The sequence below is a fragment of the Avibacterium sp. 20-132 genome, assembly GCF_023611925.1.
Taxonomy (GTDB): Bacteria; Pseudomonadota; Gammaproteobacteria; order Enterobacterales; family Pasteurellaceae; genus Avibacterium.
Map to the genome: position 1 here is coordinate 1,530,001 of NZ_CP091456.1, position 12,590 is coordinate 1,542,590.

Genomic DNA, 12,590 nt, shown 5'->3' on the forward strand with positions numbered 1-12,590 from the left:
CAAGGGTATGGCTGTTCGCCATTTAAAGTGGTACGCGAGCTGGGTTTAGAACGTCGTGAGACAGTTCGGTCCCTATCTGCCGTGGGCGTTGGAGAATTGAGAGGGGCTGCTCCTAGTACGAGAGGACCGGAGTGGACGCATCACTGGTGTACCAGTTGTCTCGCCAGAGGCACTGCTGGGTAGCTAAATGCGGAAGAGATAAGTGCTGAAAGCATCTAAGCACGAAACTTGCCTTAAGATGAGTTCTCCCCGACTTTAAGTTGGTAAGGGTTGTTTGAGACTAAGACGTAGATAGGCTGGGTGTGTAAGCGATGTGAGTCGTTGAGCTAACCAGTACTAATTGCCCGAGAGGCTTAACTATACAACGCTCAAGGGTTTTGGCTTGTTTTTGATTGAGAGAGTAGGGATTTTAGAGCGAAAGGCTTTGAAGTCTGTAGATAAGAGAGATAAGCTTTAGATAAGCGAAAGAATTATCTTGGCGGCGTTAGTGCAGTGGACCCACCTAAATCCATGCCGAACTTAGAAGTGAAACGCTGTAACGCCGATGGTAGTGTGGGAGTTTCCCATGTGAGAGTAGGGCACCGCCAGGTTTTGAATGAAAGAAGAACGCCATTGAGGGAACTCAGTGGCGTTTTTCCATTTTTGGAGGGAGGAGGATATTTTCACTCTATTACTCAAAAGATAAAAGAGGATTGAAATCTAAGTAGGTTATTAAATTTTTAAAATTCACTTTTTGCAAAGTCAAATAAAAATTTCTATTTTTATTCAAAATAAGAGAAAAGGATTTATATAGCTGCTAAATTATTTACAATATCCAACTAAAATTTCATTCCAATCTGGCTGAGTAAATTGAATTGCCAGTTTATTTCCCTCTTTATTAAAAGAGCGGTGTAATTTAGTTAGATTTTGGGCTTTCCAACTATTACCCGATTTTTCTGTGCATTTCTAAGAGCCAATATTTTTGTTCTGGCGTGACGAAATGTTGTACTAAAATAGTATGGGGGTTGAGGTTGGTGTGGCAAATTTGTCGATCATGTAATTGACAGATTAGTCGCAATACTCATTCAAACTCTGCTTCAAATAAACGCCTATCCATCGTGGCTGAATAAATCATGAGTGTAATTATAGGCTATTTTGGTCTTTGATTTGAGCTGCAACAGATGATGTGCGCAAGTATCGTTTAGCAATTATTAGGCATAAGGGCGGTAATAAAAGGTATCCAATCCTGTTTCATCAATAAAACGGCTTGATATTCATCGTATTGTTCCAATGTATGTTGATAAGCGGCTACTTGCTCTGGTTTTTGCTCTCCTTTATAGCGGGCTGTCTTTTTTACGCGTAATACCCAAAATTCACTCAAATAAGTCATATTTGAGCGATTTTGTAAGTGCGGTGCTTTTTTGTTAATTATTTATTCGACAAAATCATTGCTCTTTTGAGGATGGTGATTTTGCTCAGTGGTATCAACAAATGCGAGATAATGTAGATAACCGCCCTTATTGGCAATATAGCGCCGTCAATGATGATCGCACCCGCCCAAGTCATAGCGCAATGAATGGTTTAGTATATGCCTACGATGATCCATTCTGGCACACCTTTTACCCGCCTAATGGCTTTAATTGCCGTTGTACGGTGATTGCCCTTGCCGAGCGGGATATTAAGCGGCGTAACCTCGAAGTTAGCCAAGGCGAAGGGCGATTGGTGGAATATGAGCGTAAAATTAACCAACGAGAAACCGAGAAAACCACGGCGTTTAAGGTCAATGAAGATCGTTGGGTGATTACTGACCGTGGCTTTGATTACAACGTGGGGCGCACAAGTTATAAACCCAATTTAGACCTGTACCCCGAAAAACTCGCTCACCAATTTGCTAAACGGGAAATGAGTGGCGGGGGTTGAAATGGGATTTTGCTCAATTTGAAAGAGAATTTAATACTGTTATTAACTTTAGCTCTTATATGCCTTAAGTAATCTTGATAAGTCATCATTATTTATATTTTATACATTAGGTGCAAATTCATACAAATTCCGCATTAAGCAAATATAGAGATGGATTTTTTCTTAAAATATGTGATCTTGATCACTAAATACAATGAACTTTTTCAGATTTTACATTGACACTTGAATATTTCTTTGCCAATATAGCCGTGCTTCAAGTGAAGTCAGCTTTGACATTTTCTTTTAAGAAAAGTTTTAGCCTAACTTTAAAATTTGTTATAACAACTTAATTCTGAAAGGAATTTAATTATGAAAAAGACATTATTAGCATTAGCAGTTGCAGCTGTAGCAACTTCAGCAAGCGCGGCAACAGTTTATAACAACGATGGCACACAAGTAGATGTAGGCGGTCGTTTTGATGTAGCTTTAGGTAAATTCAACGATAATGAACGTGCTGACCTTCGTAACGTTGGTTCACGCTTAGAATTCAAAGCACAACACGATTTAGGTGAAGGTGTTAAAGTAATCGGTTACTCTCGTTTACGTTTCAACGATGGTGGTGATAAATGGGATACTGGTTCTTCATTCAATAATATTAAAACTAATAAATTGTGGTTAGCACTTCAAAAAGATGAAATTGGTCGTGTTTCATTTGGTAAACAAGATACTACTGGTGATGCAGTAGAGCTTAATGATCATTCTTATCTATTCGGTGGTAACAATAACTTATTCACTGGTGGTGATAAAGTCGTTTCTTTCCGCTCAGCAGATTTTCAATTAGCTGAAGGTCAAACTTTAGGTTTTGGCGCTGATTATACTTTTGGTCAAGCTAAGAAACAGAATGAAGCTTCAGACCTTAAATATGCTTATGGTACATCTGCATTTTATGCAGGTCAATTCGCTGACGTTGGGGTAAATTTAAATGCTGGCTATACTGTAGAAGTGTATGACAATGGTGAGGCTGCGAATAAAGATGCTACTCCTCCAGTTCAAGCTAAAAAAACAACAGGAACAGGTCGTAAAGTTCAATCTTGGCGTGTAGCTTCTCAATTTACTTATGGGCCAGCAACTTTCGGTGCTGAGTATGGTCAATCTTATTACAAAGATCACCAAACCCAAGATCAAGAAGGAAGAGGTCGTTTCTTAGAAGTTGCGGCTAAATACCAATATTTAGAGAACGCTTCTGTGTATGCCGCTTGGGAACGTAATCAATATAAAGGTAACAAAGCAGGCTTAAGTTTCGATAAAGGCGATGCAAACTTCTTACGTTCTGTAGTTGGGACTTTAGATGTAGCTAAAAATCAGAAATTAACAGAAAATGTTTATCTTGTTGGTGCAGATTATGCATTTAACAAAAATGTAGTAGCTTATGTTGAGTATGCACATTCACGCGTTAAAGGCACTGGTACTATTGGTGGCAATGATGTGAAAGTTAAAGGTCAAACTCAAAGCGCTAAAGATAACCGTTATGCTGTTGGTTTACGCGTTTACTTCTAATTGTTAGATTAGATATTTATCTATCCCAAAAGCCACGTTTGACGTGGCTTTTTTAATATGTGCTAACTTTGAATCGGTTACTTTTAAATTTCTATTTTTCATGCAATTGCATGACCTGTGATGGGTTTACTTGTAATACACCGTTAAGGTTTGCTAACTGCTTTTCTAACAATCGAAGATCCAATTTCTCAGGAATATGCACTGCAATAGCATTAAGGTTCTGGTATTCATAAAGCAATTCAGTCCCTAATTTTTGGCTGGTAGTAATAAGTTGTTGTGGATTTGTTAAAGTGCGGTTATAAAAATAATAAAATCGCGCGTGAAAAGCGGATCTATACTCAGTTGTGAAAGGCCGGTAACTCCCCTATCTTGAGCATAAAGGGGATGAATTACCGTTCCTAATAGTGCAATCAAAACGAATGAGCGCCTTTTCATTATTTAATGGCAATCATTGAACCGAAATTAAAACACTGAAACCACAGTTCAACGTGAGAAAATCCTATGGATTTTAACCGCACTTTGTGCGTTTCAATCTCATCTGTTCGCATCACATTTTCAAGTGCGGTACGTTTTTGGCTAACTTCTAGCTCACTATAACCATTGGCTCGTTTAAATTCGTGGTGCAGATTAATCAGTAAATCATCAATTTTTTCATCATTAAAACGGAATTTTTCCGATAACACTAACACCCCATTTGGGTTTAAACCTTGGTAGATTTTTGTCAGTAGCGTGGTGCGATCTTGCGGAGGCAAAAACTGCAGGGTGAAATTCAAAATCACCATTGAGGCATTTTCAATGTGAATTTGACGAATATCATCACATAAAATTTCAACGGGAATATCACTGTGATAAGCCTGAATATGCTGACGGCAACGCTCTACCATTGGCAACGAATTATCCACCCCAATAATTTTCACATTAGGTTGCTGAATATGACGTCTGGCAGAAAGCGTTGCTGCACCACGGGAACAACCCAGATCATACACATTTGAATTAGGCGTAACAAAACGGCTTGCCAACATACCAATTGCGGTAATGATATTAGAATATCCCGGCACAGAACGTTGAATCATATCGGGAAACACTTCCGCGACATTTTCATCAAAAGTAAAATCGCCTAAATTTTTAATCGGGGCAGAAAAGAGGGTATCTTTAGTCATTATTTATCCTAAATTTTTCACTAAAATGTGCTGAAAATTAATAAAATTTTCCCCGCACTTTATTTTGCTTGTATTTTAGAGTAAGACGGTGGTTCTCACAAATGAAAATAGATTAAGCTTAATTTGTAATGATAATGTATATGCAATATAATGCCATAAACTTAACTTAATCTATCAAGAGGTTTATTATGGCAACAATGACGAACAATAATGCGGTGGTGAATTTTCGTTTGCCACAGCATTTAAAAACCGAGGCGTTTGAAGTGATTGCACAATATGGTCTTACTCCCTCACAGGTATTCAATATGTTTTTAACGGAAATTGTTGCGACTAAAGCTATTCCTTTAAGTTTGAATTATTTGCAACCTAATACAAAAACGTTAATGGCAATGGATGAAATTGAAAATGGAAAAGCTGAGCGGTTTTCTCTTGATGCTAATACTGATCTTGCCTCTTTACTAAAACAAAAAGCCGAAGGAAAAGAATAAATGAGCCAGCCGTTGCCAATTAATGAAATTGAAATGGCAAAAGAATTTAAGCGAGATTTAGTACAACTTGCCAAAAAAATGCCACACTTGTTTGTTCATCCCCGCTATTTGGAAGTAATGCATTACTTAACAAATGGGATAACCCTGCCTGCCGAATATAAAAATCATCCACTTAAAGATAATTTGAAAGGCTATATGGATTGCCATATTCTCAATGATCTCGTGCTAATTTATAAAATTGAACAACAATGCCTAAAATTAGTTCGGTTAAACACACATTCAGAAGTTTTTGCATAACTTCTCAATTAACAATTCTATCCGCCCTCGATTTCCGCTATAATTCCGCTGTTATCACTTTTTAAAATTTTAAAGGAAAATATTATGATGCGAACTCATTATTGCGGGGCATTAAACCGCAACAACATTGGGCAAGAGGTTACGCTAAGTGGCTGGGTGAATAAACGCCGTGATTTAGGTGGACTTATTTTTATTGACTTACGCGATCGCGAAGGGATTGTGCAAGTTTGTTTTGATCCTAAATATCAAGAAGCATTGAGCGCGGCAGCCAATTTACGCAATGAGTTTTGTATTCAAGTTAAAGGTGAAGTCATTGCACGCCCTGAAAATCAAATTAATAAAACAATGGCAACAGGCGAAGTGGAAGTGTTGGCAAAATCTCTTTCTGTTTATAATGCCTCGGATGTATTGCCATTGGATTTCAACCAAAATAATACAGAAGAACAACGCTTAAAATATCGTTACCTAGATTTACGTCGTCCTGAAATGGCGCAACGCTTGAAAACTCGTGCGAAGATTACCAGTTTCGTACGCCGTTTTATGGATGATCACGGTTTCTTAGATATTGAAACCCCAATGCTAACGAAAGCCACCCCTGAAGGTGCGCGCGATTATTTAGTACCAAGCCGTGTCCATAAAGGGAAATTCTATGCCTTACCACAATCACCACAATTGTTTAAACAATTATTGATGATGTCTGGCTTTGATCGTTATTATCAGATTGTAAAATGTTTCCGTGATGAAGATCTGCGTGCTGATCGTCAACCTGAATTTACCCAAATTGATGTGGAAACCTCGTTCTTAACCGCACCAGAAGTGCGTGAAATTATGGAACAGATGATCCACGGATTATGGTTAGCGATCTTAGGCGTAGATCTCGGCAAATTCCCAATGATGACGTGGCAAGAAGCAATGCAACGTTTTGGTTCAGATAAACCTGATTTGCGTAATCCATTAGAAATGGTCGATGTGGCTGATTTAGTTAAAGAGGTTGATTTCAAAGTATTTAGCGGCCCAGCTAATGATCCAAATGGCCGTGTTACCGTGATTCGTGTGCCAAATGGCGCAAACATTACGCGTAAACAAATTGATGAATATACTCAATTTGTCGGCATTTATGGCGCAAAAGGCTTAGCTTGGTTGAAAGTGAATGAGCTTGAAAAAGGCTTAGAAGGGGTGCAAAGCCCAATCGCTAAATTCTTATCTGAAGATGTTCTGAATGCTTTATTAACACGTGTACAAGCACAAAATGGCGATATTCTCTTCTTTGGTGCGGATAAATGGAACGTGGCAACAGATGCAATGGGTGCATTGCGTTTGAAATTAGGTCGTGATTTAGGCTTAACCCGTTTAGACGAATGGAAACCACTTTGGGTCATTGATTTCCCAATGTTTGAGCGTGATGAAGAAGGCAATCTTGCCGCGATGCATCACCCGTTCACTTCACCGAAAGATTTCAGCCCAGCACAACTTGAGCAAGATCCAACCTCAGCAGTAGCAAATGCTTATGATATGGTCATTAACGGTTACGAAGTAGGCGGTGGCTCTGTACGTATTTTTGACCCAGTAATGCAACAAACGGTCTTCCGTATTCTTGGCATTAATGAAGAAGAACAATATGAAAAATTTGGTTTCTTACTTGATGCCTTAAAATTCGGTACGCCACCACACGCAGGATTGGCTTTCGGGTTAGATCGTTTAGTGATGCTTTTAACTGGCACAGACAACATTCGTGATGTGATCGCCTTCCCGAAAACCACCGCCGCGGCGTGCTTAATGACAGAAGCGCCAAGCTATGCGAATCCACAAGCTTTAGCCGAATTAGGGATTAGCGTGGTAAAAAACGAGAAATAACTTTAGGTAAATAGGCGTGGGGACACCCACGTCTTATCTTGTATGAATTACAAAAATCCGCAAAGTATTTTAGTTGTTATCTATGCTAAAAAGACAAATCTGGTCTTAATGTTGCAACGCAAAGATGATCCTGATTTTTGGCAGTCGGTAACGGGGTCAATAGAAAAGAGCGAAACACCAAAAGAAGCGGTGATTCGTGAACTTTGGGAAGAAGTGCGGTTAAAAATTTCACCAAATTCCACCGCACTTTTTGATTGCAATGAAAGCGTAGAATTTGAAATTTTTCCTCATTTCCGCTATAAATACGCACCGAATATCACGCACTGTCGAGAATATTGGTTTTTATATGCGGTTGAACAAGAATTTGAGCCTCAATTAACTGAGCATTTAGCTTTTAAATGGGTTTCGGCGCAAGAAGCCATACAGCTAACAAAATCGCCAAATAATGCCGCAGCGATAAAGAAATATTTAATAAATAAAGGCTGATAAATCTCCCCTCGCCTCTTTTTGCTAAAAAGGGGAAAGATGCGATGAAAAAATAAGAGAATTTTTCACCGCACTTGGGGAATAATATAAATAATATCAGCGTTCAGCTTGATCCCGTCTGAATTGCCTGAACGACTTGAAATTTTTAGCAAAATTCAGCGTGTTTGAGCGTAGCGAGTTCTGAATTTTGCGTAAAGAAAATTTCAACCAAGTGAAGAAAAGCAGTGAAGTCGGGCGTGCTTTCTTTTTGCTTACTTTTACTTTGTACGAGCAAAGAAAAAGTAAGTCGCAACGGCGAAACCCGATTTATAAAAATAAACAAATTTAATTAAACTCAAGATCAAAAAGATCACAGAAAATAGAAGGAAAAAAAATGGCAGGACATAGTAAGTGGGCGAATATTAAACACCGTAAAGCCGCCCAAGATGCCCAACGTGGAAAAATCTTTACTAAATTAATTCGTGAATTAGTTACCGCAGCAAAATTAGGTGGTGGTGATGTAAGTGCCAACCCACGTTTACGTGCGGCGGTGGATAAAGCCCTTTCTAACAATATGACACGTGATACCATTAATCGTGCCATTGACCGTGGTGTAGGCGGTGGCGATGATACGAATATGGAAACCAAAGTCTATGAAGGCTATGGCCCGGGCGGCACAGCGGTTATGGTGGAATGCCTAAGCGATAATGCAAACCGCACGATTTCACAAGTTCGCCCAAGTTTCACCAAATGTGGCGGAAACTTAGGCACAGAAGGCTCGGTAGGATATTTATTCAGTAAAAAAGGCTTAATTTTGATTGCTGAAGCGGATGAAGATGCTTTAACAGAAGCGGCGATTGAAGCGGGCGCAGATGATATCCAACCGCAAGAAGATGGTAGCTTTGAAATCTATACTGCGTGGGAAGATTTAAGCGCCGTGCGTGAAGCGATTGAAGCAGCTGGCTTTAAAATTCAAGAAGCAGAAGTCACAATGATCCCATCTACTACGGTGAATCTTGATGCAGAAACCGCACCAAAATTATTACGCTTAATTGAAATGCTGGAAGATTGTGATGATGTGCAAAACGTTTATCACAATGGTGAAATCAGTGATGAAGTGGCGGCACTACTTTAATTTTTCACATTGATTTTATTGACGATAATTTAAAAGGTGCGTGATCTTATCAGCACCTTTTTCATTTAGGAAAAAAGATGGCAATTATTTTAGGTATCGATCCGGGATCTCGTTTAACGGGTTATGGGGTGATCCGCCAAGTTGGACTTAAATTAGACTATTTAGGTAGCGGCGTAATTCGCACTCAGGCAGAAGATATGCCCACACGCTTAAAACGAATTTATGCTGGTGTGAGTGAAATTATCACCCAATTCCACCCTACAATGTTTGCCATTGAAGAGGTCTTTTTGGCAAAAAATGCCAATTCTGCATTAAAACTCGGGCAAGCACGTGGCGTGGCGATTGTCGCTGCGGTGAACCAAGATTTACCAGTGTTTGAATATGCGGCTCGTTTAGTAAAACAAACGGTGGTCGGAACAGGCGCTGCGGATAAAACCCAAGTACAAGAAATGGTAATGCGAATCCTCAAATTATCTGCAAAGCCACAAGCCGATGCGGCAGATGCCTTAGCTATCGCCATCACCCACGCTCATTCTGCCGCCCAACTTGCTCAAGTTAATCAAAATATGCAAAAAACAGGCGTAAAAAGCACCGCACTTTTACGTCCTAGATATAGCCGAGGGCGTTTTCGTTTATAGTCGTTAAGGGTGAAAATTTATTGTTTAAAACTGGATATTTATCCAGTTTTATTTTATGCTATGGCAAATCGTTTTAAGGGGAAATTATGATAGGCCGTTTAACAGGATTATTAGTCGAGAAGCAACCACCAGAAATTTTACTTGATGTACAAGGCGTCGGCTATGAACTTTTATTGCCAATGACCAGCTTTTATAACTTACCAGAAACAGGGCAACAAACCACATTATTCACCCATTTGGTGGTGCGAGAAGATGCCCATTTATTATTTGGTTTTTCTCATAAACAAGATCGTAGTCTATTTCGCGAACTGATTAAAACCAATGGCGTTGGGCCTAAATTAGCCTTAGCAATTTTATCTGCAATGTCAGTAAATGAATTTGCCTATGCCATAGAACGTGAAGAATTGTCTAAATTAGTTAAAATTCCGGGCGTTGGAAAAAAAACAGCAGAACGTTTACTGGTTGAATTAAAAGGGAAATTTAAAGATTTACAACAAGCCGATTTCTTTATTGAAAGTACCCATTTGCCTATGGTTGAAAAATCATCAAACAAAGAAAATATGCATATTGATGATGCGGTAGCGGCATTAATTGCTTTAGGTTACAAAGCAAGTGAGGCGGAAAAAATGGTGAAAAAAGTCGCCGATCCAACACTTAATAGTGAACAATTAATCCGCGAAGCCCTAAAAGCAGCGTTATAAATAAGGCAGAATAATGATTGAAGTAGATAGAATTGTTAGCGCAACAGAAAAATTTGATGAAGAATATATTGATCGTGCGATTCGTCCTAAATTACTCACTGATTATGTGGGGCAACCACAAGTATGTGAGCAAATGGAAATTTTTATTCAAGCAGCAAAGTTGCGTCAAGATGCGCTCGATCACCTCTTAATTTTTGGCCCTCCGGGTTTAGGAAAAACCACGCTGGCAAATATAGTAGCCAATGAAATGGGCGTCAATATCCGCACCACATCTGGGCCAGTATTAGAAAAAGCAGGTGATCTTGCTGCGATGCTTACCAATCTCGAACCGCACGATGTACTATTTATTGACGAAATTCACCGCCTTTCCCCTGCGATTGAAGAAGTCCTGTATCCCGCAATGGAAGACTATCAGCTTGATATTATGATTGGTGAAGGGCCAGCCGCACGTTCGATCAAATTAGACTTACCCCCTTTTACCTTAATTGGTGCAACGACTAAAGCTGGCTCGCTCACTTCCCCTTTGCGAGATCGCTTTGGCATTGTGCAACGCTTAGAATTTTATTCAGTGGAAGATCTCACGTCTATTGTGGCACGCAGTGCGCAATGTTTAAATTTAGCCATTGAACAAGATGCCGCACAAGAAATTGCTTGCCGTTCCCGTGGCACACCACGTATTGCAAACCGTTTACTACGTCGCGTGCGTGATTATGCGGATGTAAAAAATGCAGGCCAAATATCCGCACAAATTGCGCAATCAGCCCTTTCAATGTTGGATGTGGACCCGGCTGGTTTTGATTTTATGGACCGCAAATTACTAAACGCAATTATTGAACGCTTTGACGGTGGCCCTGTGGGGTTAGATAACCTTGCTGCCGCCATTGGTGAAGAACGCGAAACCATTGAAGATGTGCTTGAGCCTTATTTAATTCAGCAAGGTTTTTTACAACGTACACCAAGAGGACGTATCGCCACATTACGAACCTATCGCCATTTTGGTGTCAATAAACTCACCGACTAAGCAAGAAAAGAAAGGAGCAAGTAGGGGAGCGAACCATTTGCTTGCAAGATAGGTAGAAAATTTCATCGCAAATTAGCTAAATATTCACTCAAAGTATAATGAGATAAAAGAGGATTTTGGATCGCATTATATTTAGTCCTGATAAGATGTGGTAATCACGTTTAATTAAGAAAAGCGAATGAAAAAACTATTCCATAGATAAATTAAGTGCGGTACAAATTTTCTTAATTTTTGCACCGCACTTTGAGCTGAACTCAAGTTATCTTGTGGCTAACTGATAAAATCGGGCAACATTCTGTGCGGTTGAAATCAGATTTTCTTTTCCTGATCGTAAGGTGTTTTCCAAGCTGTCTAGCTGACGAATAATGGGAAATACCGCATCAATACCCTGCTCATACACCACTTCGTAATCTTCTCGTAGGCAACCTACGATAGCAATAACAGGCTTGCCAAATTGTTTGGCTACTTTAGCGACGCCAATTGGCGTTTTTCCGTATGCACTTTGCCCATCCATTCTGCCTTCACCTGTAATCACTAAATCCGCATTTTGTACTTGTGTGGCAAAATTTAAGGTTTCTAATACAATATTTACCCCTTTTTTCAACCGCACTTTAGGGAGAAGCAATAACCCACCGCCCATTCCTCCTGCCGCGCCAGCTCCCGCTTGGTTAGCAATATCAATACCAAGTTGTTGCCACACGGTTTGTGCAAAATGTGCAAGTGCGACATCCAGTTGCTGAACCATTTGAGGCGTTGCCCCTTTTTGTGGCCCGAATACTGCTGATGCCCCTGTCTCACCACACATTGGATTGCTCACATCACAAGCAACCTCAATTTGTACTTGGGCTAAACGCGGATCAAGCTGGTGTAAATCAATATGAACGATGTTAATTAACTGCTTGCCACCATAGCTTAAAAGCTGATTTTCACCATTGAGAATACATGCGCCTAAGGCTTGCAACATTCCTACACCTGCGTCATTGGTTGCACTCCCTCCAATACCTAGAATAATTTTTTTAACGCCATAATTTAATGCCTCTAAAATCAATTCTCCCGTACCAAAACTGGTGGTTTTCAATGGATTGCGTGCTTCCATTGGTACAAGATGCAATCCAGAAGCCGCTGCCATTTCAATGAATGCGGTTTTACCATCACCAGAAAGCCCCCAAAATGCATCAATTTTATTACCTAACGGAGCAGTGACAGCACATCGTATTAGCTTTCCTTTGGTGGCATCCACCAAGGATTGCACCGTACCTTCACCACCATCAGCCATTGGGATTTTACAATATTGAGCTTGTGGAAAAATCTTTTTAAAGCCAATTTCAATCGCCTCCGCTACTTCAAGAGCGGTTAAGCTTTCTTTGAATGAATCTGGTGCAATGAGTATTTTCAT

At 39.8% G+C, this 12,590-nt stretch carries 12 protein-coding genes, 2 rRNA genes and 2 pseudogenes (1 of these 16 running past the window's edge); 12 read left to right on the forward strand and 4 right to left on the reverse strand.

All coding sequences use genetic code 11. The features are described 5' to 3' along the window. Both L4F93_RS07275 and rrf read left to right on the forward strand, forming a co-directional pair. Positions 1-361, forward strand: a 23S ribosomal RNA gene (locus L4F93_RS07275) (it extends 2,538 nt beyond the left edge of the window). Positions 362-474: 113 nt separating this feature from the next. Then, a 5S ribosomal RNA gene (gene rrf / locus L4F93_RS07280) occupies positions 475-590 on the forward strand. A 211-nt stretch (positions 591-801) separates the two neighbouring features. Here rrf and L4F93_RS12450 read toward each other — a convergent pair. After that, positions 802-1,057 (reverse strand): annotated as a pseudogene (locus L4F93_RS12450) (lipopolysaccharide kinase InaA family protein). Positions 1,058-1,180: 123 nt separating this feature from the next. After that, positions 1,181-1,369: a hypothetical protein gene (locus L4F93_RS07285; RefSeq protein ID WP_250349671.1), complete on the reverse strand. Its 189-nt coding sequence runs from the start codon at positions 1,367-1,369 to the stop codon at positions 1,181-1,183. 92 nt (positions 1,370-1,461) lie between these two features. Here L4F93_RS07285 and L4F93_RS07290 point away from each other — a divergent pair. Together L4F93_RS07290 and L4F93_RS07295 are read left to right on the forward strand one after the other, a co-directional pair. After that, positions 1,462-1,893 (forward strand): annotated as a pseudogene (locus L4F93_RS07290) (phage head morphogenesis protein); the annotation flags it as partial. A gap of 354 nt (positions 1,894-2,247) precedes the next feature. Beyond that, the gene (locus tag L4F93_RS07295) at positions 2,248-3,435 is read left to right on the forward strand and encodes a porin (RefSeq protein ID WP_250349672.1); all 1,188 of its coding nucleotides are present in this window, start codon (positions 2,248-2,250) and stop codon (positions 3,433-3,435) included. 434 nt (positions 3,436-3,869) lie between these two features. On the opposite strand, the gene cmoA is transcribed toward L4F93_RS07295, so the two are convergent. After that, positions 3,870-4,595, reverse strand: coding sequence for a carboxy-S-adenosyl-L-methionine synthase CmoA (gene cmoA, locus L4F93_RS07300; RefSeq protein ID WP_250349673.1), 726 nt, complete (start codon positions 4,593-4,595; stop codon positions 3,870-3,872). A 197-nt stretch (positions 4,596-4,792) separates the two neighbouring features. Here cmoA and L4F93_RS07305 point away from each other — a divergent pair, with 197 nt between their 5' ends. The 8 genes from L4F93_RS07305 (at position 4,793) to ruvB (ending at position 11,194) form a co-directional block, all read left to right on the forward strand. Then, positions 4,793-5,083 (forward strand): type II toxin-antitoxin system RelB/DinJ family antitoxin, encoded by a 291-nt coding sequence (locus L4F93_RS07305; RefSeq protein ID WP_250351659.1) that lies wholly within the window; start codon positions 4,793-4,795, stop codon positions 5,081-5,083. After that, entirely contained in the window at positions 5,084-5,380 is a 297-nt protein-coding gene (locus L4F93_RS07310; RefSeq protein ID WP_250349674.1) for a type II toxin-antitoxin system RelE/ParE family toxin, read from the forward strand. It begins immediately after the preceding gene. A gap of 84 nt (positions 5,381-5,464) precedes the next feature. Further along, on the forward strand, positions 5,465-7,234 hold the full coding sequence (gene aspS / locus L4F93_RS07315; RefSeq protein ID WP_250349675.1) for an aspartate--tRNA ligase: 1,770 nt from the start codon (positions 5,465-5,467) through the stop codon (positions 7,232-7,234). 42 nt (positions 7,235-7,276) lie between these two features. Continuing rightward, complete coding sequence (nudB, locus tag L4F93_RS07320; RefSeq protein ID WP_250349676.1) at positions 7,277-7,720, forward strand: dihydroneopterin triphosphate diphosphatase; 444 nt, start codon at positions 7,277-7,279, stop codon at positions 7,718-7,720. A 373-nt stretch (positions 7,721-8,093) separates the two neighbouring features. After that, entirely contained in the window at positions 8,094-8,834 is a 741-nt protein-coding gene (locus L4F93_RS07325; RefSeq protein WP_250349677.1) for a YebC/PmpR family DNA-binding transcriptional regulator, read from the forward strand. Positions 8,835-8,911: 77 nt separating this feature from the next. Further along, positions 8,912-9,472, forward strand: a complete 561-nt coding sequence (ruvC, locus tag L4F93_RS07330; RefSeq protein WP_250349678.1) for a crossover junction endodeoxyribonuclease RuvC — start codon at positions 8,912-8,914, stop codon at positions 9,470-9,472. Between the two features lie 86 nt (positions 9,473-9,558). Next, the gene (ruvA, locus tag L4F93_RS07335; RefSeq protein WP_250349679.1) at positions 9,559-10,173 is read left to right on the forward strand and encodes a Holliday junction branch migration protein RuvA; all 615 of its coding nucleotides are present in this window, start codon (positions 9,559-9,561) and stop codon (positions 10,171-10,173) included. A 13-nt stretch (positions 10,174-10,186) separates the two neighbouring features. Then, complete coding sequence (gene ruvB, locus L4F93_RS07340) at positions 10,187-11,194, forward strand: Holliday junction branch migration DNA helicase RuvB (protein ID WP_250349680.1); 1,008 nt, start codon at positions 10,187-10,189, stop codon at positions 11,192-11,194. A 259-nt stretch (positions 11,195-11,453) separates the two neighbouring features. On the opposite strand, the gene L4F93_RS07345 is transcribed toward ruvB, so the two are convergent. Beyond that, a complete protein-coding gene (locus L4F93_RS07345) occupies positions 11,454-12,590 on the reverse strand; it encodes a glycerate kinase (RefSeq protein WP_250349681.1) in 1,137 nt (378 codons plus the stop codon).